Source organism: Paenibacillus macerans, assembly GCF_050565405.1.
Lineage (GTDB): Bacteria > Bacillota > Bacilli > Paenibacillales > Paenibacillaceae > Fontibacillus > Fontibacillus macerans_B.
This window is the reverse complement of the sequence record NZ_JBNYYG010000019.1, coordinates 19,479-43,475: the sequence shown is the minus strand read 5'-3', so window position 1 is coordinate 43,475 and position 23,997 is coordinate 19,479. Positions and strand designations below refer to the sequence as shown.

Here is a 23,997-nt window from a genome sequence, read left to right as displayed (position 1 = left end):
GGAAGCTGGACTTGAGTATTTGCATGCCAGGTGAAGGATTTCGAGCATGGACAAAATATATAGCGTATACTGGACGCAAACTGCTTTGGATGAACTAAGCGGCATCCTTGCCTATCCGCCGGAAGTTAAGGAACGTATCTATCTGGATTCGTTTGATCGACTGCAGTATTCACCCACGCTAACCGCTAAACAAATTCAGCAGGGTACGTTGCGGGGACTTTGGGCTAGACTTGGACTTTAGCAGGTCATTCTTGTATTTGAAGTTGATGCCGAAGCAGCGAATGTATGGATTTACGGTATTAAGCATAAGCGAGAAAATGTTTACTTGAAGCGTGACAGAAAATAAAACCACCCGAAGGAAGACCCGAACGATTTGAAAATCGTTCGGGTTTTTTCGTCTTCCGAAGAGGTTCCTTATTTAGATTGACTGGACCGAATCAGCGGCAGAAAAAGTTCGTCGATGATCTCCATAACGGTTTCGTCGGATACCGGTTCAAAGGAAGTAAGGAATTCGTGCTGCAGCAAACTGATCGGCAGTAAGGCCACGCGTGGACGGATTCCGTCAACACGGACTTCGCCCCGCGCCTCCGCGTTTTGGAGGATGGTCATGATGGCGGCGGTCCACTTTTCTTTCGCTCCGGTCTTCTTTTTCTTAGGAAAAGAAGCAAAAAATTCGTTCCCCAGACGTTCGGCCATAAGACCGTGTATGGTTTCGGCGCCAATCGCTTGCAACGGCCCGGTGATTTTACGCAGCAGCATCAGCAGATCGTCCCGCAGATTACCGGTATCCGGCACATCATCGAAAGGTTTGGGAACATGTTTCCGCAATGCGGCAAGGACAAGCTTGGACTTGCTGGGCCAGCGGCGGTATACGGCATTTTTATTGGTCTTGGCTCGCGCGGCAACGCCTTCCATGGTCAGGCGGGCGTAACCGACAGCGGTAAGCTCGTCCCAGGCGGCCTGAAGGATGTCATTCTCCAGGAACTCGCCCCGGCGACGCGTGGTTGTGTTCTCCATGAGCATTCCCTCTTTGAATTTTAATGTGATGGTTGCACTTCTTGTAAAGCTAGTATATCACATTCGCATAAGGTACGTAACGTACCGTACCTTATGCGAATGGAAAGGAGCAAAATTGTCATGGCAGAAAACAAATCCAAAGCCGCAAAACCTCCCAAAGAAAAGCTGGATCCCGCGGTGCTTAAGGCTTCGATCATCTTGATATTGGGCGCCCTGGCCTCCCAATTCAATTCCACCATGATCAATGTGGCCATCAAAACACTGACCATGGATCTGAACACCACCGTTTCCGTCATCCAGTGGGTGATTACGGGGTTTATCCTGGCCATGGGGCTGGCGGTGCCGGTTTCGGGCTGGGCCAACAAACGTTTTGGCGGGTTCCATCCTGTGCTCGCAAGCGTGGAATGTCGGCAGCCTGATCGTCTTCCGGTTTCTGCAAGGAGCGGGAGCGGGGCTGATGATCCCGACGCTGCAAACCTTGCTTGTCCAGATTTCCGGCGGCCGTAATCTTGGACGCATCATGTCCGTAGTCAGTATCCCTACCTTGCTGGGACCGATTCTTGGCCCGGTGCTGGGCGGGGTCATTATCGACAGCTTAAGCTGGCAATGGATTTTTTACGTCAATATCCCGATTATCATCGTAGCTGCATTATTGGCTTGGCGGCTCTTGACCGATGGTTGTAAAATCTTGCCTTATGGCGGCCAGACAGCCGCCAATTAAAAAAACCACAACATCCGGACTCAACCGAGTCCGGATGTTGTGGTTTTTGAGTTCAAGTTGTTCTGCGTAGCGCTTACAGCCCTTTAACGAATTCCGCCGATTTGATGCCGGCTTGACGCCCGAAGATGATGATCTCCGCAACGGAGTTGCCGCCGATGCGGTTTTGGCCGTGCAGGCCGCCCGTCACTTCGCCGGCCGCAAACAGGCCCGGAATCGGTTTGCCGTCTTTGTTCAACACTTCCGTATTCGTGTTGATTTTCACGCCGCCCATGGTGTAGTGGATGCCGGGGGCGATTTTGATGGCGTAGTACGGCGCGCCGGACAGGTCGTTATCCATCCCGGTGGTTCTGCCGAACTCGGCGTCGTTTTTGCTCTTCACCGCATTGTTCCAGGAGTCCAGGGTCGCTTTCAGCGAATCCGCCGGTACGCCCATTTGCTCGGCCAAAGCTTCAATCGTATCGCCCTGGATTACGAAGCCCATTTTCTCGTATTGCTGGATCGCTTTGGCCCGGGATTTTACGCCCGAATCAAACACGAGGTAAGCGGATTTTTCGGGAAGCCCATTAATGGCGGCGGTCACTTTATCGCGAGTATCCATCTCGTTGACGAAACGTTTGCCTTCGCTGGAAACGAGGAGGGCCCCTTCACCGCGAACGGCTTCCCCGATGAGATAGGATTTCTCTTGCTGTACGGTCGGGTGAACCTGAATTTGATCCATGTCGACCGTAACGCCTCCCAATTTCTCAATCATCGTAATGCCGTCGCCGGTGCTGCCGATTTGGTTCGTGGTCACGTATCCAGCCAAATCAGGTCTAACGCTGGTGATCATATCCTGGTTGGCACCGTAACCGCCGGTGGTCACAATGACCGCATTGGCGGTAATCGTTTTTTCATCCGTTTGGTTGAAAAGAACCTTGACGCCATTCACTTTGCCGTCTTTTTCGGTAATTTCCTTGACATCGGCGTTCACGAACAGCGGAATTTCTTGCTCTTGTACGTTTCTCACCAAGCCATCGACAAGGTATTTCCCTACGGCCGATCCGTCTTCGGGACGGTGCGTGCGCTTTTCGCTCATCCCGCCCGTAATCGTGAGATTGTTCAAGCGAATCCCGATGGAATCCAGCCAATCGATCGCAGCTGCGGAATTGTCGACGAAGAAACGGAGCATATCTTTGTCGTTGGTATCATGCCCACCTTTTAAGGTTTCCTCATAAAACAAATCATTGCTGTCTTCAATGCCTTGCTCTTTTTGAAATTTCGTTTCGGAAGCGTTCATGCCCGAAGACGATTTCGTCGTGTTGCCGCCGGCTACCGGCATTTTTTCGAAAATAACCGGGTTCATGCCGCTGGCTTTGGCTTCCAGCGCGGCGCTCATGCCGGCGCCGCCCGCACCGACAATGATAATATCGTAGTTGTCTTTCAATTGATCGTACGGAGTATAGCTTTGTTCGGAGGCACCGCTCACGGCTTCCGTTTTTGGAGCTTCTTCTTTTTTTGCGTTGTCTTGGCCCTGGCTTTGATTCCCGTTGCTGCCGTTACCGCTGCCGCATCCCGCGATGACGAGCATGAGCGACAATACGAGAATGAGCGCTGCTGTTGCTTTCCTTTGCATGATAAACCCTCCACTTTTGTCTATGTTTGGGTGAACCGGCGAGTCCGACAAAAACGAAGGGGAACCGATCGAATCGAGAGAAGAGGAGGGGAAGACATCCCTGCGCCCTAAGCTTCGATTGTTCACGGTTTCCCCGACGGCTTCGTTATTCTCTTCTGTTCCCCTTTTTTGAGGATAACACAGGTTTCCAATAAAATAAGTGAATCATTTCACAAATAAAGACGGAGCTTGCCGCATGGAGTGGGAAATACAGGGGGAGCGGCGCTATTTTCAAAATAAATGACATGAACCCCGTTTTTTAGTCTATAATTGAAATATAGGTACATCCTTAGGGTGATAAATAACAAAACGGCGGATTTCAACAAACACCGTTTCACTCAGCTAGAGTGGGCGGTGTTTTATTTTTAGGTCAAGTTGGAGGTTTCCCAAAAAAGCTTAAAGGAGGATGTCTCATGTTTGCGGTTAATGAATACGTCATCTATGGAAGCAACGGGGTATGCCAAGTTAAAGACATTTGCACGCCGCCGGGGGTAGAGGGGAATCGCAAGTATTATTTGCTTAATCCCGTCTATCTCAAAGGTACGACGATTTATACGCCGGTCGACAATATTAAAGTGATTATGCGCAGCATCATCTCGAGGGAAGAATCGGAGCGCCTGATCCACCGGATTCCGAGCATCGACACGACCTGGATCAGCAACGATAAGGCAAGGGAAGCGAGCTGCAAGCAAGCGATCGGTACTTGCGATTACGTGGAATGGGTCAAGGTCATGAAGACGATGCTGCACAAAAAAAGAGAGCAGCTCAGCTTAGGCAAGAAACTTCGGCAAGTGGATGAACGCCTCTTAAGCTCGGCCGCCGAGAACCTGCACGGCGAGTTGGCCATCGCTTTAGACATTCCCAAAGAAGAAGTCGAAGACTATATTGCGAGCCGGATCGGGCGAATGGAGAACTCGGATGAGTCAACGGACAGTCGGACGCAAGGTTTTCAAAGCCAATAACAGGATCCATAATAGGGATGCATAGATATTGATGCGCTCCTTGATTCCCAGCCATGGCGTTGGCAGCTGTGCCGTAATCCGGGGGCCGTCCAGACCGGCCCAGGCTCCAAACAGGATAAGGACCAGAAGGGTCGCCAGCGAATACAGGCGGAACCCCTTCCCGTGCAAAGCGGCACCAAACCGGATATATAGCATAATGAGGAGTACGAGTACCCCCGTAAGAACCGCATGCATGGTGTCGCTCGCGGTAACTTCGGCTCCGCGCAAATGCATGGGAAAAAGGAGCAGCGCCACTTGGCCCACAATCCCATAGCCGATAAGCAAAATTCCCGTGAAGCGCGTTTGCTTTCGGTTATCCGTTAACCCGATGCCTATGCCGAATGCGATGATGAGCAGATTGTAAATGGAAAAAAGCGAAACGAGAAGCGGTCTGGTCGGAGCCCCAACAGCCTGCAGCTCGCTGACGGCCTGGGAAGTGTAGCTGTAGCCTTCCCACTGCAAGGCTGCCAGGACATCAGTGCCGATATAAAGAAGGGAGGAAAGGATGCCGCAAACAAGCAATGCTTTCTGCACGATCCCTGCGTTCAGGGTTTGATTCATAATAATAACTCTCCTTCGGTTGAATGAATCAATAAAATATTCATTCATATTGGGTTGAAAAAAATCCCAAAATCAGGATTTTGGGCGTTCGGCTAAGCCTTTCATGATAAATTCCGTGACGTAAACCAGCAGCTGCGGAAAATGCTCGATCCCGATTTCGCTTTTATGAATATCGATATACAGGATGGAAGTAAAGATGGCGTTGATCATCTCGTCATCGATATCCTCCCTGATTTTCCCTTCAGCCTTCCAGGTTCGGATCATGTCGATTCTACCGCCATGCGTGAGCTCATCAAAGCTGCTTAGACCTCCGTCCTCGTAAAACTGCTGCTCCAATTTGCGAAAGAGCTCCTTGTTGTACCACTCCTTCAGGATCGGATTTGAATTCATGTGAACCGCATTTTCCGTGACCATCTTGGTAATCAGGGTTACGGGATCCTCGTTGAAGTCCATGGACTCCATCAATTTCTTCTTCAGCTCTTCGTTTTCTTTGAAATAAACCTCCAGGAAAAGCTGCTCTTTGGAAGAGTAGTAGTTATAAAAGGTACCTACGCCAATCCCTGCCGATTTTGCAATCTCGGAAACATTGGTTTCTTTGAATCCTTTGGAGTAAAATATATCCCTTGCCGATTGAAAGATAGCTGCTTTTTTGTCCAACAAGTAACTGGCCTCCATGTTCTTGAATGAACTGTTTTTTAATTCATTCATATCGTAGCATGATTATAGGCGGGTGTCAAAAGAACCCCGAATCCTTTAGGATCCGGGGTTCTTCGGTTCTGCTTAAACGGCTTCCATCTTCTGCGCCGTGTACAGCCGGTAGTACAGGCCGCGTTTGGCCATGAGCTCGTCGTGCGAGCCGCATTCGGCGATGCCTTTATTGGACACATACATGATGCGGTCGCAGTTCTTGACGGTGGACAACCGGTGCGCAATGATGAACGAGGTACGGCCTTTCAGCAGCTCGTTCAGGCCTTGCTGGAGCAACCGCTCCGTTTTGGCGTCGATCGAAGAGGTTGCTTCGTCCAGGATCAGGATGCGCGGGTCGGCCAGCAGCGTCCGGGCGAACGAGATGAGCTGCCGTTGTCCCTGGGACAGCTTCGAACCGCGTTCATTGACCTCGGTTTGATAGCCCTGCTCGAACTCGCGGATGAACTCGTCGGCGCATACCGTCTTCGCCGCGGCGATAATCTCCTCTTCGGTGGCGTCCAGCCGGCCGTAGCGGATATTGTCCATGATTGTCCCGGAGAAAATAAAGCTGTCCTGCAGCATGATCCCCATCTGGCTGCGCAGCGACTTCAACGTTACCTCCGAGATGTCGTGGCCGTCGATCAGGATCTCGCCGCCGGTCAAATTGTAGAACCGCGAGATCAGGTTCACGACCGTCGTTTTGCCAGCGCCCGTCGGTCCGACGAGGGCGATGCTTTCCCCGGCCTTCACGTCGAAGCTCAGGTTCTCCAGAATGTTGATGCCCGGGTCGTAGGCAAATGTCACGTCGTCGAACTTGACGTTGCCCGTGACTTGCGGCAACAGCTTCGCATCCGGAACGTCGCTGACCGTGACCGGCTCATCCAGCGTTTCGAAGATCCGCTCGAGATAAGCGACGGCGTTGATGAAGTTGTTGTACAATTGCGACAGGTTCAGAATCGGCTGCCAGAACCGGGCCGCGTAGCTGCTCATCGCGAGGATGACGCCGAAGGTCACGTCCTTCGGATCGAGCGCCAGCAGGCCGACCAGATAAATCAGCGTCGTCACGATCGTGGCCAGGTTGTCGACCGAAAACGGGATTAAGGCGTTGTAGCGCAGCGCCCGCATCCATTCCTTGCGGTAATTCCCGGCCAGGCGCGTAAAGATGCCTTCGTTGTGCTTCTCGCGGGAGAAAATTTGCGTCACGCCGATCCCGCTGATGCTCTCCTGCAAATACGCGTTCATGTTGGAGCTTTTGTTCGAAACGGCTTGCCAGGCGCGGCGCTGGCGGGTTTTGATCATCAGCATGACGCCGAGGAACACCGGCAAGCCGGCCAGGGTCACCAGCGACAGCCGCACATCCACCGCAAACATGAACGCGGCGATAAAGATCAGGTTGACGATTTCCAGGATGAAATTGATGATCCCGTTGGACAGGACGTCCGACACCGCATTGACGTAGTTGACGACGCGGATGAGGATTTTCCCTTGCGGCCGGTCGTCGTAGTATTTAAACGGCAGCTCCTGCAAGTGCTTGAACAAATCCGTGCGAATGTCAAAAATGATGTCCTGCCCGACGCTGGTCATGATCCGGGAACGGATCGTGGCCAGGATGACGCTGACCACGATCGTCAGCAGCATCAGCACTGACCAGCCGACCAGCGCAAGGAACGCTTTCTCCGGAATGGTGACGTCGACGACGTGCTGGATGATAAGCGGCGCCGAGAGCGCGATGGCCGCCGAAAGGGCGCTCAACACGAACGCGACGATCATCGGTTTCTGTTGCTTCTTGATATACACCATGGCGCGCCGGAAGTGCCTGATGTCAAAGGGCGATTCCAGGTTCTCGTCGATGTCGAATTTATTCCTTGCCATGCATGCTCACCTGCCTTCCAATCCCCTCGTTCTGCAGCATAAAGACGTCGTAATAGTAGCCCCGCTTCGCCAACAGCTCCGCATGGGTGCCTTCCTCGATCAGGCGGCCGCCGTCCAGGATCAGGATACGGTCCGCTTCGGCGGTCGTGGATACGCGCTGCGCGATGATCAGCTTCGTGCAGGAATAATTCAGCTCGCGCAAGCTTTTCTGGATATGCTCCTCCGTCTCAAGGTCGACCGCGGAGGTCGTGTCGTCCTGAATCAAGATCGGACGGTGTACCGCCATAGCGCGAGCCAGGGCAATCCGCTGCTTCTGCCCGCCCGACAAGCCGACGCCGCGTTCCCCGACGATCGTGTCGTACCCTTCGGGCATTTTCGTGATAAAATCATGCGCCGCAGCCAACCGGGCATATTCCATCGTTTGTTCCTCCGGCAGGTCCGGGTCGCCATAGGCGATGTTGCCGTCGATCGTATCGGAGAACAGGAGAACGTCCTGCGTCGCTATGCCGATGTTGCCGCGGAGCTCGTTGAGCTCCAGCTTGCGCACGTCGGTGCCGTCGACCAGCACGCGCCCCCCGGACACGTCGTAGAAGCGCGGGATCAAGTTAACGAGCGACGTTTTGCCCGAGCCCGTCGAGCCCATGATGGCAACGGTTTCACCCGGCTCGACCGTAAAGCTGATATCGTGCAGGACCTCGCCGCCGTCATATTTGAAGCTGACGCGGTCAAATTCGATTCGCCCTTCGTAACGCCGTGCGTCTGCGGCTTTGTGTTCGTTGACGATGTTCGGCTTGGCGTAATAAATTTCGACGATCTTGCTTAAGCTGGCGAAGAAACGCTGGATATCGTTAATAATAATGCCGATGTTGCGCATGGGGTTGGAAACGGCCCAGATCAGCGCGGAAAAGGCGGAAAATTCCCCGAAGGTGATCCGCTCCTGCATGACGAAATAGCCGCCGGCGAGCATCAGGATCACGTTGAACGCTTGCGCGAACGTCTCCAGATAAGGGAAGTAGTCCAGCCAGACGAGCGCGGCCTTTTTGTTCGCTTGGGAGAAGTGGACGTTCTTGTCCGTGAACTTCTCGATTTCGTATTCCTCGCGAGCGAACGCTTTGACGACGCGGTTGCCCGAAATGTTCTCCTGCGTGGTCGTGTTCAACTGGGACAGCCGTTCGCGAAGGTCGATATACATGGGACGAACGCGCTTTGCAAACACGAAGGCTACGACGAAAATCGGCGGCGACAGGATCAGCAGCCACAAGGTCAGCACGGCGTCGATCGTGAAGAAGTAGACGACCGCGGCCACGAAAATCGTCAGCGATTCGATGATCGTTTTGATGATCCACGCCATCGAATGGCGCACCATGTCCAGGTCGCCCGTCATCTTGGTCATGAGGTCGCCGGTGCGGTTATGGTCGTAGTATTCCATATCCTGACCTTGAATTTTGTTGTACAAATAGATCCGGATGTTGTACAACATATTTTGGGAAGCTTGCTCGTATTGCATCGTCGTTATATAAGCAAGCCCCGTGCGCAGCAGGGAGAAACCGATCATGCCCACGCATAGCATGATGAGCAGCCCCCGCTCCTGCGTCAAATTCTGGATCGCATGGTCGCCGGTAATAAACGTGTCGACGATGCGTTGGCCGATGTACGGATTGATGATCATGAGCGAGGAGCCCACGACGGAAAGAACTAGCCCCAATATGTATCTCGCCCGGTTTCCCTCCAGATTCTGCCACAGCCATTTGAGTTCGAACATCTCATCACCTGTTTCTGTTTGTTCTCGCATTCTTGCTGCAAAATTGCTTTCCCTTTTCGCAAATCATGGTGATTATACCACAACCGTCAGAAGGTAAAACCCGCGTATTCCAGCTTGTTGTCACATATGTTTGCATTTTCTCCACGGGATCGGCCCTATGCTTTTATTTCGGTAAATTCTTTCCAATATGAAGTGGATATCATGGATTTTTATCGAGCTGAACGAAAAAAACGATGAAAAGAGGGATCGCGATGATTGACGGCATCACTATAGCACCGCTTGTTCCAGCAGACCGGGAGGCGGTTTGCCGGGTTTTCGAGTTGGCCATACCCGATGCATTTGCGCGGGAAGGGCTTGGGGATTTAGAGGAAGAAATTCACGGAGAAATCGGTCATAAGCAAAAAATGTTGAACTCGGCGCTGGCTTCGGCTAACGCGGGCGTTCGTTTCCTCATCGCCAAAGCGGAAGGCGAGGTGGTCGGGACGATCTCCTTTGGTCCTTGCGGGAAGGAGATTCGGGAATGTACCCACCAGGCCTTGGATGACGTCGGGGAGCTTGGAAGCTTATACATATTGCCTTCATACCAGGGACAGGGCCTCGGTTCGGCGCTGATCAAAGCGCTGGCGACGCAGCTCCACCGGCAAGGCATCAAGCGGTTTTGCCTGGACAGCGGTTACCGGCGGGCGCAGCAAAGATGGCTGCGCAAGTTTGGCGAGCCGTATACCGTAGGTAAGGATTATTGGGGACCGGGGCACGATCATATGGTTTGGCTGTGCAATGTAAAGGATTATGCTGGCTGACGCAATTTTGCGGTCATCCCGATGATGAGTCGCCTCCAGTCAGCGAATAAGGGAAAAAAGTACCCTTATTCCCCGCCGAAACCGGGCGATGTGAGAAATAGGGCCATTAAATGTCCTTATTATTCACGGATTGGCGTATGCCTGTTTCGTAAAATTTTAATCACATTCCTTTGCATCTCTCCCCTTTATTTCATTTTTTTAATGAATTTAGCATAGATTTGGCCCGGTTTTACATTCTCTTTACGGAGATTTGACCAAAACCGGGTAGATTAATGTCTCCGCGAAAAATAAGCTTGATGCAAACAATTTCGAGGAGATCTGATAAGTAATGCTCAAGAGGATATTTGCCTGTTTTTTGGTTGCCGCGCTAACGGCCTCCGGTTTATTTCAACCGGGCGGGTTTGCAAGCGCCAACGAAGCCGCGCTTAATTCCGGAGCCCCGCTTCCCTCGCCGGAGTTGATCGTGACGGAAGCTTACATCGACGACATCGACCGGCCGGAGTGGGTTCCGACGGGGGTGAGTACCTTCGATCCCATGGAATATGTGGAAATTTACAATGCTGCTGACAAGCCGATTAACTTTTCGGGGGATTATGGCTTGTATCATTTCCGAAAATCCGCCAATAAAGAATATAGCCTTCCCGTATACGGCGAGACGGAGGAAATCATCATTCCGGCCAGAAGCAGCATCGTATTGTGGGGATTTCTGGCAAGCCGCTATACGAATGCTTCGGCCGATCAAGTGCCCGGGATGGAGGATTTCCGCTTGGCGTTTGGCATCGGCGGCGATGTTCCGGTCTACCGGGTGAATACGAGTTCCAGCACAGGGTTCTACAATACATATAACGGCAGCTTCCGCATCAAGAAAAAAGACGGGACCCTGGTATCCGAATCCGCCTTTACTCCGGCCACGGATTCCGCCGACGGGAAAAGCATCGAGTTTCGGATGCCCGCGGAAGGAACGCTCCTGTCCGTGTACCGGCAGAAAGCGGACCCGACGCCGGGAACAGTGGCGGAAGAGCAATACACTACGCCTCCGGTTTTAAAGGAACCGGTCATCCGCAGCATCGACGCCAAGGAGAGTTACGGCCTTGAGGAGGCGTTTGCGGTATCGGCCGACATTGAAGACGCGCAACAAGCGCGCCTCTTTTTCAAACAGAACGAAGCAACCGGTTATCAGCAACTTTCTATGACCAGCGAAGGCAACGGCAAATTTGAAGTGAGTGTGCCCCGTTCCAAGTTATGGGGGGAAACGCTGACCTGGCACATCGAGGCTTATAACGATACGAAATCCGCCAAGTCGGAGGACAAAACCGCGCAAATCGAATACCCCTATGACCCCGCAAAACAGCCCCAGGTATTGATGACCGAACTCAAAACGGAAGATACCGGTTATAACTACGTCGAATATTACAACAATGCCGATCATGCCATCAATTTCGTTTATTATAATGTGTTTTATGAATATCCTTCCGGATTGTCTTATAAATACTGGACGTTTGATACAAACGCCTTAATGGTGGAACCGGGGGGCACCCTGGTGGTCTGGATCAACGACGACGACGGGAAAACCGTGGAGCAGTTTAACGAGCACTATGGCGTACAACTGGAAGAGAACAAATCGATCATGAAAGTAAACTACTCCGGGATGAGCCCGAACGATGAGAGAACGTTGAAGCTGGGAAACACCTACGAAAATTTCATCGTCGCCGGGACCTATCACGAGGACGAAATGGACGATACAGCCAAGGCGACGTCCATACATTACACCTACAGCCGGGATAACGGCATCCGCATGGTCAAGGCCGATTCGGAAAGCGGGCCGACGCCGGGCCGTGTCGAGGATTGGCAGGTACCCGCCGAAAGAGCGCCGTTCGATCATTACGGCGGCTACGAGGATGACGAAAGCACGATGGTGCTGAAGCCGAGAGAGGAAATACCGGAATCGATCAAGGAGGGCGAAGCCCTGAATGTCGCTTTCGACTTATATGATACGGCTACGGGCGTCAACACCATCGAGACGTACTACAAGTTTGACGACGAAGAGAATTACCGTGTCATGATGGACAAGCGCCAACGGATCGCCAAGCAGTTCATTACCTCGATTCCTGCCAGCGAATTTTTGGGCCATAAAAAAGTGAGGTTTTACCTCCGGGCATACAACGCGTTTCGTTATTACGATACGCCGGAATACGAGGTTGCCATCCGTCCCGGCATCGCTGCGGGAGACATTGGGCTGAACGTGTCGGAAGGCCAAATCCTCAGCGATACGGTGTCGATTACGGCTACGGCCGGCGGCGGGGACGGGGAGATCGGCATCAAGCTCGATGGACGGGAGCAAACCGTAGTGCCGATGATCGAGAATGGAGCTTATTTCTCCTATAAAACCGATAATCTAACCTCGTATTACAAAAACGCCATAACCGTCGGGGGTGACGTTATCAAGCTGCTGTCGAGCTGGGCCAACGTGAACCAGAAGGCCGCGCAGATCGACAGCCGTTATTTTGTGAAAAAAGATGACGGAGACTACGAAATAACGGTTACGGTTCGCTCCGGCTCGCAAGGCAGTCCTTTTGAGGAGAACGACGATCATGCCGCTTTTGCCATGAGTCAAATGGCGTTGTACCTGCCAAACGGCTTGTTCGTTTACCCGGATAACGGAATCGAGTACGCCAAACCGTATACCATCGGCGATGGAAGCATGGCCTTGGACGTGCATTTCACGGTTCCCGAAGCGGAAATCAAGGCCCGGGGGTTCGTATTGAACACCTCGGATTTGCCGGATGGAAAGCATATTGTCGAAGCAACGGCGGGCGCTGTTTCCAAAACCGTGTCCATCATCGTGGACAATATGCCGCCGGAGATCGATTTGGGCGTGGCGGACGGGCAAGTTCTCCGCAGCGGGGACGAAATTGCGCCGCAAGCCTATGACGAATCCGGCGGCATTGACGACACGAAGACGGTTGTGACTCTGGATGGCGAGGTCATCCAACCTCCCTTCAAAATTTCCGGCCAGTATTTGCAAAGCGGCGAGCATACTTTAGCCGCTTCCTATACAGATAATGCCGGGCAAACCGCGCAGCGATCCGTTGTTTTTACGGCGGATATCCGCGTTCCTTTGGCTGAAATCAACGAAGTGGAGCAAACCAAAAGCCGCGCGGCCACTCTGTCGGTACAACTTGATGAGGACCAGGCATCCGATGTAACCGTTGAGTTCCTGGAGGGGCAATCCTATTCGCTTGCACAGAAAAATATCCGGGTGACGTCCGGGGCTGGGGACGACCCGCTGGGCGCGGGCGGCTCGGACAGCCTGATTTCGGCCAGCGACAAGGAACTGCCGTATCAGTTGTTCCGCATCGAAACCGGAGAGTTGACGGATGACAGCGTCATTGAGGCGGATTGGCAGGGAAGCAGCGACGCAGCCGGCACGCTGCAGATGTTCGCGCTGAATGTGGCCGAAGGCAAGTGGGATCCCGTTGCCGCAGCGGAACAAGGGAGACTGAGCGCATCGTTCAAGGCGAAGGATCACGTGAAGGAGGGACAGGCCCTGCTGCTGGTGCAAAACCGCAGCCAAGGCAGCTATCCTTTCGCGGGTGGCCCGGGGGTGTCCGAGCCCCCGTTGACCGGCCAGGCCGCGGGCGAGCCTGCGGAATGGGACGGAACCGAAGTGCCGGAGCGGTATGATTTCAGCTTTGCCTGGATCAGCGACCCGCAGTATTACGTAGAAAGCTGGCCGGACCACTACATGAACATGAACCGGTGGATCATCGATAAACGGGACCGGCTGAACATTAAATACACGATCAATACCGGAGACCTGATCGACGAATGGGATCGGGACGAGCAGTGGAAGATCGCCGACGCGGCCCAGCGTCTCCTGGACGATAGCGGCATGCCGAACGGCGTACTAGCCGGGAATCACGACGTCGCTTCGGGCAATGAGGAATACGGCAGTTACTGGAAGTATTTTGGCGAGGAACGGTATAAGCACAACAGCTACTACGGCGGTTCCTACCGGAACAATTTGGGCCATTATGATCTGATTTCCGCCGGCGGACAGGACTTCATTATTCTTTATATGAGCTGGGACGTGTATCAGCCGGAAGTCGATTGGATGAACGAGGTGCTGGCCAAATATCCGGAACGCAAGGCGATTATCGCCATGCACCGTTATTTGAAGCAGGGCGGGACGTTGGACTATGCCGGCGAGTTGGTGCAAAACGAGGTCGTGGCAAAAAATCCTAACGTTTTTGCCGTCATCAACGGGCATTATTTCGGGGCGGCCATTAAAATCGACGGCTTCGATGACGACAAGGACGGAGTGGCGGAGCGTAAAGTCTATCAAATATGCACCGATTATCAGGGCGCGGTCGAAGGCGGATTGCAGTACCTGAAAATGCTGTATTTTGATCTCGAAAACAACAAGGTGTACATGAACGCCTACTCGCCGTATCTGGACGATTTTAACTATTTCGATCAACCCAAGCTGGATTCGTATGACATCGGCGTCACGGCCAGCTCGCAGGACATATATGAGCTGGACGTGCCGTTCAATACGGAGCTCAAGACGCTGAAGACGGAAAATATCCGGGTGGACGTTTACACCGACCGCAGCATCGGCAAGCGGGAGCGGGTGTCGGGACAAGTCGATCAGGTGTGGGAGGGCTTGACTCCGGATACGGAGTATCAGTGGTACGCGAACATTGCGGATGAGCGGGGAGAGGTTTACCGCACAGCAATCGCCCGCGTCCGGACGCCGGAATACGATCAAGTGCCGACCGATCCGGCCGCGCCGGTCATTACGTCGGTCGTTCCCGGGGACGGACAGGTGGAGATTGGCTGGGCTCCGGTTGCGGATGCGACGGGCTATAAAATATTCGTAAGCTCCGGGCCGATCGTGGGAACGGTCAGCACCTCGGTTTACGGCGATCAGCCGTTTGAAAACGAACTGATGCTTGAGGCCGGGCCGCTCCTCCTTGAACCGGCGGCAGATACGGTGAGCAGTGCGGTCTATGCAGAGCCTGGGCCTGCGGGTGAAACGGCAACAGGCGTCCAACCGGCGGCGGTCGATACGGTTCCCGCTACCGTAGACCGTTATCGGGCAATCGGATTGACCAACGGGGTAACCTACTATTTTGCCGTAAAAGCCATCTACGCCGAGGGAGAAGGTCCGTACTCGAACGAAGTGAGCGCGGCCCCGGCTACCGTGCCCGGAGCTCCGACGGCGGTCACGGCTTGGGCGGGCAGCGGCAAAGCGACCGTTAGCTTTACCGCGCCTGCGGATGACGGCGGCAGCCTGATTACCGGTTATATCGTGACCGCCAGCCCTGGAGGAATAACCGCTACGGGGAATGGAACAACGATAACCATCGCCGGCTTGCGGAACGGTACGGAGTATACCTTTACCGTGAAGGCGGTCAACCGCGCCGGCAGCGGACCGGAGTCGGCACCGTCCAATGCGGTGACCCCACATAGTTCTATAGGCGGTGGTTCGGGTGGAGGTACGCCAAGCGGGAATTCGCCGGGAAGCCCGGTGACTACCAAAGCTCCCGAAACCGGGACGAATGGAGTGCGGCTCTTCGTCAATGGAAGTGAGGAAGACGCCGCGGCAACCTATACAACGGCCCAACTCGATGGCAAAACGGTGATGACCGTTGCCCTTGATACCGAAGCTATCGAAAACCGGCTTAAGCAGGAGGGCGATCAGGCCAAGGTAACCGTACAGCTCGATGCGGCTTGGGCTGTCGTGGATGTGCAAATGAGCGGCCAAGCCGTTAAGAGCATGGAGGCAAGGGCATCCGCGCTGGAAATTAAGACGGCGGGAATGGTTTATCTGCTTCCGGCCACCCGGCTCGGCCAGGACCGGATGCTGCCGCAATTAGGCTCTGCAGCCGGATTGCCTGACACCGTGGTCAATATCAAACTATCCAAAGTACCCGGGGAAACGTCAGCCCGGATTGAAGAAACGGCAAGGGCCGCCGGCTACCGTTTGCTTGCGGAACCGATCGGATTTGCAGTGACCTACATCAATGGCGATACTATGGCAGAGCTTGACCGGTTTGGCGGCTATGTCGAGAGAACGATGGCATTGACTGAGGGGGATATATCCACTATGGCCGTGACTGGCGCAGTATGGGGCGGAGACGGCGATTTTTCTCCGATGCCTACCGCAGTTACCGCCGAGGATGGACAGAATTATGCGAGAATCAGCAGTATGTCGAACGGCACCTTCGTTTTGCTCGGAAATTCCGCGTCGTATACGGACACCGGAAACCACTGGTCGCGCGAAGCCGTTGAAGACTTGGGTTCCAGGCTGATTGTCAACGGGGTTGGCGGCGGCAAGTTTGCCCCGGACAAACAGGTAACGAGAGCCGAGCTTGCCGCCGTCATCGTGAGAGGCTTAGGCTTGACGGGAAGCGGCACAGAGAAGAATATATTTCGTGATGTAACCGGGGGTGCCTGGTATTATGACGAGGTATCCATCGCTTATGAGCAGGGGCTTCTTACCGGAGATGAGCACGGCAGCTTCCGGCCTATGGAGCCGGTCTCTCGCGAGCAGGCGATGGCGATGATCGCCAGAGCGATGAGCATCGCCGGACTGGAAGCGGACCTTGCCGGAACCGGAGCCGGTGCGGCGGACGAAGTGTTGGCAGCCTTTGGCGACGCTGCGCAAATGGCCGGTTGGGCGAAAGAAGCCGCGGCAGTGGCCGTAAAGTCGGGGATCGTAACGGGATTGGACGGCGGGAAGCTCGCTCCGCAAGAAGCCGTAACGAGAGCGCAGGCGGCGGTTATGGTACGAAGATTGCTGCAAAAATCGGAATTGATCGATTATTAACAAGCGCTATATGAAAGCCGCTGACCTGTTCGGCGGCTTTTTTCATGCCCTCCTTTCCTGATTTCGCCGGTTTCCGAAATAACCTCTTAATCAAAGAACACAATTCTTGAATCTTATAACGGTGTTGTTAATCGCGGGATTTATCTGATGCTGGATGTGACCGTCCCGACGGCCAGCATCCCATGCGAAGAGAATCGTTCGAATTCGGAACGGTTCTTTTTTGCTTAATTTGAAGGATGCCTCAAAATTATGTTATACTGATATGATGCACTTGAACTACGATTCGGTAAACCGAAAATAACATATCGAAGTAAGGAGTAAACATGCAATTTAAAGAACTGAACATTATCCCTTCTATTTTAAAGGCACTCGACCATGAAAACTATACAACGCCTACAGCCATCCAGGAAAAAGCGATTCCCCCCATCCTAAGCGGGAGGGATCTGCTGGGTTGCGCGCAGACCGGGACGGGGAAAACCGCCGCGTTTGCCATACCGACGCTGCAATTGCTGAACGAAACCAGCGTCCCGCAGACGGGCCGGCGGAAGATTCGCGCGCTGGTCATCACGCCGACGAGAGAATTGGCGCTGCAAATCCACGAGAATTTTTGCGCTTACGGGAAGCACACCAAGCTTAGCAGTGCCGTCATTTTCGGAGGCGTATCGCAAAAGTCGCAGGAAACCGCGCTGCAGAAAGGCGTGGATATTCTGGTGGCAACGCCCGGCCGTCTTAATGATCTGATCAATCAGAAGCTGGTCGATTTGAAGTTCCTGCAAATTCTCATCCTTGACGAAGCGGACCGCATGCTGGATATGGGATTTATCCACGACGTCAAGAAGATCATTGCCAAAACGCCGCCCAAGAAGCAAACCTTGCTGTTTTCGGCGACCATGCCGGACGCGATCGCCCAAATGGCCAACTCGATTTTGGTGAATCCCGTCAAAGTGGCGATCACTCCGGTTTCTTCTACCGTGAATACGATTCAACAAAATCTGTATTTCGTGGATAAGGTAAATAAAAAGGACCTGTTGCTGCACATTTTAAAGGATAAGTCCATTGCGTCCGCGATCGTGTTTACCCGAACCAAGCATGGGGCGGACCGGCTGGTACGCCACTTGACCAAGGTCAAAGTGAGCGCAGCGGCGATTCATGGCGATAAATCGCAAAATGCCCGGCAAGCGGCCCTCAATAACTTCAAGAATAAATCGCTGCGGATTTTGGTCGCTACCGATATCGCGGCGAGAGGCATCGACATCGACGAGCTGTCGCACGTGATCAACTACGAGCTGCCGAATATTCCCGAAACCTACGTCCATCGGATCGGTCGAACGGGACGGGCGGGGCAAAGCGGCGTGGCGATTTCCTTGTGCGATTTCGATGAGAAGCCCTATTTGGCCGATATCGAAAAATTGATCGGGAAACGAATCAACGTAATCAAGGACCATCCTTACCCTATGACCCAGACGGCACCCGCCCCGAAAGAGGCTCCGCCCGCACGGGAACCTAGAAACAAGGCCAAGGAAAAGGCGAGGGGAAAGGAAAATGCAAACGCAAGGGTAAAGGAAAAGGTAAAAGTAAAGGGATAATCGGCACAACAACTGTAGCGGAGTGATGACATGGCCAAAGGCAAAGGCGGCACGGGCAGAGGAACGGACAAAAAAGGATGGAACCGCTGGCAGGCGAGTGCGAGAAGAGCAAAAAACGCTCCTAAGCCTTATACCAGCAAAGCCGACAAAAAGGGGCATGGCGCATCGGCGGGAATCGATCAGGCCACCAAACCTGAATGATGAACAGGCCGGCCCGGAATGAAGCCAAAGGAGCGGAACTCGTAAAGATGAATATGAATATGGAACGGCAAGACATGGAATCGAATCCCGATTACAAGGAATTAAGAAAGGCGGCCAATCGTACGTCGAATTGGCGGGAGCGGCTGCAAGCCGTCGAGGTTTTGGGGCAGCACGAGACGGAGCAATCGATCGAAATCCTGACCCATATCATGAATCATGATGCGGTACATGGGATTCAAGCGGCTGCTTACCGGAAGTTGATCCAATTCGGCCTTGGGGTTCAAATGCCCCCGAAGCGGACAGACGAGCTGTTTAAGGGACTCACCAAAATGCTGGTAAGAATCAAGAAGAGCTTGCCCGAGGGACATACGTTTGAACAATTCGAGGAAAAATTAAAGAAGATGAGAATCGACGTATACGATACGTACGAAGGAGCAAAAGGCGAAGAGTTCGGCCCTTGGCTAAAGGACAAGTGGGCTTCGTTATCGACCGACAGAAGAATGAAACGATAAAACTGACAATAACGCGAATGGATCGTTTACGGATTCACGCCAGCCGGAGATTCTTTGGAATTTCCGGCTTTTTTGCGTCCTAAAGTTCATATCATCGAAGATTAGAAGACCCTAATTTAGGAAATAGTGCGCCGTATTTTACATAGATTTAACCGTAAAGAAGGACATTCCGTCAGGCTGACTTGCCCTGTAACATCCGATGATTTCGAAAGCGCTTACCTCCTTGCGGCTTCGGCAAAATCCAATACGTTCGGCGTTTCGCCGGGACACCCGCGGTTTCATCCAATCACGCCCCTTTACTTACAGATATAAGAAGCGGCGGAATTATTGACTAGCCGCAAATGGGTAACACATCCCGGGAAGCGGGCCGGTTTGCCGAAGGGCTTTACAGAAATTTAATGTCCTCTTTACGGTGCATGAATTGAATGAAATGGGGTGAACACGTATTATTGCTTAAATCATCGATACTTTATTGAGGAGGGAAATAGGGAGTGAAGAAAAGAATCACGCTGACAAGCCGGTTGCTTGCCATCGTCGTGCTATTAACCTCGTTGTTCTCGGCGGGGTATATCCCGGTCCTGCCGGCAAAGGCGGAGTCCGGGGATGTTAATGTGTTTGCCGGTGCCGGGGCAACAGCCACGGCAAACGGGGAGATTTCCGATGAATTTGCTGCGGCCAAAGCGATTGACGGAAATCTCGGAGGCAGCAAATGGGCGTATGAAGGGGATTCGCAGCCGCCCGGCGAGCCCAACCCTTATTGGCTGAAAGTCGACGCCGGGGCCGAAGCAACCGTGCACCGGTTCGTGCTGGCCCATGCAGGCGCGGCGGGAGAGCCGGATTCGGGGAACACCCGGGCCTTTACCATTGAAACAAGCCTGGACGACGTGAGCTGGACGCCTGCGGTAACGGTAACGGACAATACGTACGGCACATCGGCGCATGAATTGGATGTCCCGGTAACGGCACGCTTCTTCAAGCTGAACATCACCGATCCGGGGGAAGCGAATGCAAACGGGAATTATCAGGCCAATATCTACGAATTTGAAGCCTACGGTACTTTGGCAACCCCATCGGATGCCGAGCCGGAAACCGGTCCGTCAACGGATCCGGAGCTCGTCCCGGTCACCGGCATTACGCTGGACAAGCCCAGCCTGGAGCTGACGATCGGCGAGACGGCGCAGTTGAAGGCGGAAGTCGCACCGGCGAATGCGACGGATGCAACCTATGCCTGGACAAGCGATGATTCCGGGGTCGCAACCGTCAGCCCGGACGGCTTGGTCACGGCCGTTGGAGCCGGCACCACGGGCATCACGGCAACGACGACGGACGGCGGCTACAAGGCGTCCGCGCTGGTGACGGTCGCAGGCCCGGCCGCGGCGGCGCTTGCGGATCCTTCAGCTTTGATTCCGCGAGGCAGCGAGTGGAAGTATCTCGACGACGGCACGGATCAGGGGACGGCCTGGCGGGACAACGGTTTTGACGTTAGCGGCTGGAAACAAGCGCCTGCTTCGCTGGGTTATGCCAGCAACGGCAAACCCAATCCGCCGGCTACCGTGATTAGCTACGGGCCGGATTCCGGCAATAAATATATCACGACTTATTTCCGCAAAACCTTCGAAGTGGCGGATGCGTCGGCGATCCGGGAGCTGGCGGCGACACTGATCCGCGACGACGGCGCGGTGGTTTATTTGAACGGGGAGGAGGTCTTCCGGACGAATATGCCGAGTGGGACGATTACGTATACGACCCGGGCTTCCGGCAACGTCGCAGACCCGCGGGAGGAGTATCCGTTTACCATCGACCCGTCCCTGCTGGTGAATGGCACCAACGTGCTGGCTGTCGAAGTGCATCAGGATAGCGCCACCAGCTCCGACCTGTACTTTGACCTGGATCTCAAGGGAGATACGGCAGGGCCTCCGGTGACCGGCAACGATCAGGGGTTGCTCGCCCAATATTATACGGGGACCGGCGAGTTTGGCTTTGGCGAGCTTAAAGCGACCACAGTGGATTCGCAAATCAACTTTACGAATCTGGATCCGGTGCTGCAAAGCCGGACCGGTAGCCAGGACCATGCCAATGCCCGCTGGACCGGGCGGATCATGGCACCGGAAACCGGCGACTACACGTTCTACATGATCGGCGACAACGGATTCCGGCTTTGGATCGACGATCAACCGGTCATCGACCACTGGGTAAACGATTGGGACAAGGAGCAGACCAGCGCCCCGATTACGCTGCAGGGCGGCCAAAAGTACAACTTCAAAGTGGAATACTTCGAGGATAAGGGCGGCTCCAATTTGTATTTGCGATGGTCGACGCCAAGTCTGGCGAAGGATATCGTCCCCGCTTCCGCGTTCTATTTGCCGGAAGACTACAGCGGGCCGATCGCGGGCAGCGTGGCCGTGAACGGCTTGGAAGTATCACTGAGTATGGCGGCGGAGCTGGACGACTTGCCGGCCGGCTTGAAGGATCGCTTGAGCGTGACGTCCGGCGGGCGGACGGTCGCGGCGCAAAGCGCAGAGCTTGGCACGGACAGTTCCGTGTTGAAGCTGAAACTGTCCGAGGCAGTCAGGTCCAATGAAATCGTCAACGTGACGTACGACGGTCAAGGCGGGCTGAGATATGCCGCAGACGGCCGTGCCGTGGGCAGCTTTGCGTTCAGCCCGGAGAACCGGGCGGGGAATTATGCGCCGATTGCGATTGCGATGTCTTTTTACAAGGATCCCCAAACGAAACGTTCTTTCGCCTGGTACACGAATTACGACAAACCGGAGAACGCTCCGGCGGGCGCCACGGACAGCATTGTGGATATCGTGCCGGCCGGACAAGGCTTCGATTCCCCGGGGGTCATGCGTTTCGTGGGAAAACCGGAGGATACGCGGATTCTGAATTTGAAAATCACCAACACGACCAACGGCTCCTTCATTAGCCATAAAGTGTTGGCGCAGGGCTTGCTGCCGGGAACTGCGTACCAGTACCGGGTTGGCAGCGACGGGAATTGGAGCCAGACGGGGACGTTTACGACCGAAGGGGCCCAAGAACCGAATTACGAGTTCCTGTACCTGACGGACTCGCAAGGTGCGAATACGCATGATTACGAGGTCTGGGCTGACACGCTCGGTCAAGCTTTGGATCATTATCCGAAATCGAAGTTCATGATCATGACCGGCGACCAGGTGGATGCCGGGGCGCTGGAAAGCCAATGGCTCGATTATTTCGGCAAGCCCCAGGACATGCTGATGCATCTTCCGATCATGGCGGCCGTCGGAAACCATGAAGGACCTTATAACGACAACTACTATTATCATTTTTATTACCCGAACGATTCCATCGACGACCCGCTTCCGCCGGGCAGCGTCTATTCGTTCGATTACGGCGACGCCCATTTCATGGTGCTGAATACGATGGACATGGGCTGGGACAATCGGCAGCGGGAAGCGTTCAAGCAGCAGATCGAATGGCTGAAACGGGAAGTGGCCCAGACGGACAAGAAGTGGAAGGTCGTAGCCTTCCACAAAGCGATTTATTCCGTAGGCGGACATTCCGCCGACAGCGAAATTTTTGAACTGCGGGACATGCTTTACCCCGTGTTCGATGAGCTTGGGATCGACATCGTCCTGCAGGGGCATGACCATACTTACATGCGTTCCTACCAAATGTACGACGATACGCCGATCAAGAATCCGGAGCTGGACGATAACGGGAACCCGCTGAATCCAGATGGCACGATGTATATCGTCAATAACTCGGCAGGGACGAAATACTACGACGTGAACAATAACATCGACAAATATTATGCCGCCGTTTACGAGCAGCGGAAAACACCGATTTACTCCGGCATCCGCATGACGAAGGACAGCTTTACGATCGAATCGTACCGCTCGGGCGAGCAAAACCCGTTTGACGCTTACACGATCGTGCGGACGGACGACAAGCCGGATCCGGTCAGAAATCTGAGCGCCGGCAAAACCGGAAACGGAAAATGGGCGCTCACCTGGACCAAACCGGAGAACGGCAGTGCGGAAGACGGGATCAGAGGCTATCGCATCTATGAGGCGAACGGCAAGCTGGGCATGAACTGGAGCGTCTACGTTCCGGCCGAAGAAGGCAAGAACATGTACCAGTATATCGTCGATGAGGCCGACCCTTCGTCCGTATATGAATTTGCCGTTACAGCCGTCGACAAACGGGACAACTCGGAGGCCGTGACCGTGAAAGCGGAAGGAAACGCCGCAGCATCGCCGGTAGGTCCGGTCGTTGATGACGGGGCCAATACGTTCGGCTGGACCCATGCCCCGGGCTTCGATAACCCGGCGGATTACGAGTACAGCGTGGACGGCGGGGCAACCTGGCAGCCGGTTACGGCGAACCCGCAACCGATCGGGACCGGCGAATATCCGGCCGGCCGGATCAGCGTACGCGTGAAAGCGAACGCCGTCCCGGGCATCGAAGCGGGGGTGCCGCTACCGTCGGACCAAGCGTTTACGAACGACCTTTATTCGCTTTCCGGCAAGTTGACCCGCGACGGGAAATTGAAGGTCGACGTCACGGTAAAACAACTGGATGTTAACGGCGGCGAGGCGAACGTCGTGTTCCAACTGATGAACGGCAATACGCCGGTTTTGATCAATGCGATTCCGGTCAAGCCGGATCAGCTGCAGGTTTCCCAATACTTTAATGTCAGCGGAGCGAATTACAAGGTGAAGGTGTTCGTCATGGACCGGTTCAACAGCGATCCGAACGTGCCGGTTTATCTGTCGAGACCGCTGGTGCTCCAGTAATGGATAGAAA

15 protein-coding genes are annotated in these 23,997 nt (G+C 54.1%); 9 read left to right on the top strand and 6 right to left on the bottom strand.

The window, feature by feature from the left end; translation table 11 throughout:
- Positions 1-414: 414 nt before the first annotated feature.
- Positions 415-1,017, bottom strand: coding sequence for a TetR/AcrR family transcriptional regulator (locus ACQ4N8_RS13555; protein ID WP_430704904.1), 603 nt, complete (start codon positions 1,015-1,017; stop codon positions 415-417).
- A 120-nt stretch (positions 1,018-1,137) separates the two neighbouring features.
- Between ACQ4N8_RS13555 and ACQ4N8_RS13550 the strand changes: the two genes are divergently transcribed.
- Positions 1,138-1,524: an MFS transporter gene (locus tag ACQ4N8_RS13550; RefSeq protein ID WP_430704903.1), complete on the top strand. Its 387-nt coding sequence runs from the start codon at positions 1,138-1,140 to the stop codon at positions 1,522-1,524.
- Positions 1,433-1,738: an MFS transporter gene (locus ACQ4N8_RS13545; RefSeq protein ID WP_430704950.1), complete on the top strand. Its 306-nt coding sequence runs from the start codon at positions 1,433-1,435 to the stop codon at positions 1,736-1,738. Before ACQ4N8_RS13550 ends, ACQ4N8_RS13545 begins: the two co-directional genes overlap by 92 nt.
- 73 nt (positions 1,739-1,811) lie before the next feature.
- On the opposite strand, the gene ACQ4N8_RS13540 is transcribed toward ACQ4N8_RS13545, so the two are convergent.
- A complete protein-coding gene (locus ACQ4N8_RS13540) occupies positions 1,812-3,350 on the bottom strand; it encodes a flavocytochrome c (protein WP_430704902.1) in 1,539 nt (512 codons plus the stop codon).
- 452 nt (positions 3,351-3,802) lie between these two features.
- Here ACQ4N8_RS13540 and ACQ4N8_RS13535 point away from each other — a divergent pair, with 452 nt between their 5' ends.
- On the top strand, positions 3,803-4,351 hold the full coding sequence (locus ACQ4N8_RS13535) for a CarD family transcriptional regulator (RefSeq protein WP_430704901.1): 549 nt from the start codon (positions 3,803-3,805) through the stop codon (positions 4,349-4,351).
- Here the strand turns inward: ACQ4N8_RS13535 and ACQ4N8_RS13530 are convergent.
- From ACQ4N8_RS13530 to ACQ4N8_RS13515, 4 genes are all read right to left on the bottom strand, one after another.
- Entirely contained in the window at positions 4,313-4,951 is a 639-nt protein-coding gene (locus ACQ4N8_RS13530) for a DUF998 domain-containing protein (RefSeq protein WP_430704900.1), read from the bottom strand. The two genes, ACQ4N8_RS13535 and ACQ4N8_RS13530, sit on opposite strands and share 39 nt — an antisense overlap.
- A 72-nt stretch (positions 4,952-5,023) precedes the next feature.
- Positions 5,024-5,611: a TetR/AcrR family transcriptional regulator gene (locus ACQ4N8_RS13525; protein ID WP_430704899.1), complete on the bottom strand. Its 588-nt coding sequence runs from the start codon at positions 5,609-5,611 to the stop codon at positions 5,024-5,026.
- 120 nt (positions 5,612-5,731) lie between these two features.
- On the bottom strand, positions 5,732-7,510 hold the full coding sequence (locus ACQ4N8_RS13520; RefSeq protein ID WP_430704898.1) for an ABC transporter ATP-binding protein: 1,779 nt from the start codon (positions 7,508-7,510) through the stop codon (positions 5,732-5,734).
- A complete protein-coding gene (locus ACQ4N8_RS13515) occupies positions 7,497-9,272 on the bottom strand; it encodes an ABC transporter ATP-binding protein (protein ID WP_430704897.1) in 1,776 nt (591 codons plus the stop codon). Before ACQ4N8_RS13515 ends, ACQ4N8_RS13520 begins: the two co-directional genes overlap by 14 nt.
- Positions 9,273-9,523: 251 nt before the next feature.
- On the opposite strand from ACQ4N8_RS13515, the gene ACQ4N8_RS13510 reads away from it, so the two are divergent.
- From ACQ4N8_RS13510 to ACQ4N8_RS13485, 6 genes are all read left to right on the top strand, one after another.
- Positions 9,524-10,072 carry a GNAT family N-acetyltransferase gene (locus ACQ4N8_RS13510; RefSeq protein WP_430704896.1) on the top strand — a complete coding sequence of 183 codons (549 nt, stop codon included), beginning with the start codon at positions 9,524-9,526 and terminating at the stop codon, positions 10,070-10,072.
- Between the two features lie 328 nt (positions 10,073-10,400).
- Positions 10,401-16,907, top strand: a complete 6,507-nt coding sequence (locus tag ACQ4N8_RS13505) for an S-layer homology domain-containing protein (RefSeq protein ID WP_430704895.1) — start codon at positions 10,401-10,403, stop codon at positions 16,905-16,907.
- Between the two features lie 323 nt (positions 16,908-17,230).
- On the top strand, positions 17,231-18,493 hold the full coding sequence (locus ACQ4N8_RS13500) for a DEAD/DEAH box helicase (protein ID WP_430704894.1): 1,263 nt from the start codon (positions 17,231-17,233) through the stop codon (positions 18,491-18,493).
- Positions 18,494-18,523: 30 nt separating this feature from the next.
- A complete protein-coding gene (locus ACQ4N8_RS13495) occupies positions 18,524-18,694 on the top strand; it encodes a DUF3934 family protein (protein ID WP_430704893.1) in 171 nt (56 codons plus the stop codon).
- Between the two features lie 53 nt (positions 18,695-18,747).
- Positions 18,748-19,206 carry a HEAT repeat domain-containing protein gene (locus tag ACQ4N8_RS13490; RefSeq protein ID WP_430704949.1) on the top strand — a complete coding sequence of 153 codons (459 nt, stop codon included), beginning with the start codon at positions 18,748-18,750 and terminating at the stop codon, positions 19,204-19,206.
- Between the two features lie 491 nt (positions 19,207-19,697).
- Positions 19,698-23,987, top strand: coding sequence for a PA14 domain-containing protein (locus tag ACQ4N8_RS13485; RefSeq protein ID WP_430704892.1), 4,290 nt, complete (start codon positions 19,698-19,700; stop codon positions 23,985-23,987).
- Positions 23,988-23,997 lie beyond the last annotated feature (10 nt).

Excerpts from the sequence above, each read along its gene's own strand:
- ACQ4N8_RS13555 (WP_430704904.1), bottom strand. The coding sequence starts at position 1,017 with ATGGAGAACACAACCACGCGTCGCCGGGGCGAGTTCCTGGAGAATGAC.
- ACQ4N8_RS13550 (WP_430704903.1), top strand. The coding sequence starts at position 1,138 with ATGGCAGAAAACAAATCCAAAGCCGCAAAACCTCCCAAAGAAAAGCTG.
- ACQ4N8_RS13540 (WP_430704902.1), bottom strand. The coding sequence starts at position 3,350 with ATGCAAAGGAAAGCAACAGCAGCGCTCATTCTCGTATTGTCGCTCATG.
- ACQ4N8_RS13535 (WP_430704901.1), top strand. The coding sequence starts at position 3,803 with ATGTTTGCGGTTAATGAATACGTCATCTATGGAAGCAACGGGGTATGC.
- ACQ4N8_RS13530 (WP_430704900.1), bottom strand. The coding sequence starts at position 4,951 with ATGAATCAAACCCTGAACGCAGGGATCGTGCAGAAAGCATTGCTTGTT.
- ACQ4N8_RS13520 (WP_430704898.1), bottom strand. The coding sequence starts at position 7,510 with ATGGCAAGGAATAAATTCGACATCGACGAGAACCTGGAATCGCCCTTT.
- ACQ4N8_RS13515 (WP_430704897.1), bottom strand. The coding sequence starts at position 9,272 with ATGTTCGAACTCAAATGGCTGTGGCAGAATCTGGAGGGAAACCGGGCG.
- ACQ4N8_RS13510 (WP_430704896.1), top strand. The coding sequence starts at position 9,524 with ATGATTGACGGCATCACTATAGCACCGCTTGTTCCAGCAGACCGGGAG.
- ACQ4N8_RS13505 (WP_430704895.1), top strand. The coding sequence starts at position 10,401 with ATGCTCAAGAGGATATTTGCCTGTTTTTTGGTTGCCGCGCTAACGGCC.
- ACQ4N8_RS13500 (WP_430704894.1), top strand. The coding sequence starts at position 17,231 with ATGCAATTTAAAGAACTGAACATTATCCCTTCTATTTTAAAGGCACTC.
- ACQ4N8_RS13495 (WP_430704893.1), top strand. The coding sequence starts at position 18,524 with ATGGCCAAAGGCAAAGGCGGCACGGGCAGAGGAACGGACAAAAAAGGA.
- ACQ4N8_RS13490 (WP_430704949.1), top strand. The coding sequence starts at position 18,748 with ATGAATATGGAACGGCAAGACATGGAATCGAATCCCGATTACAAGGAA.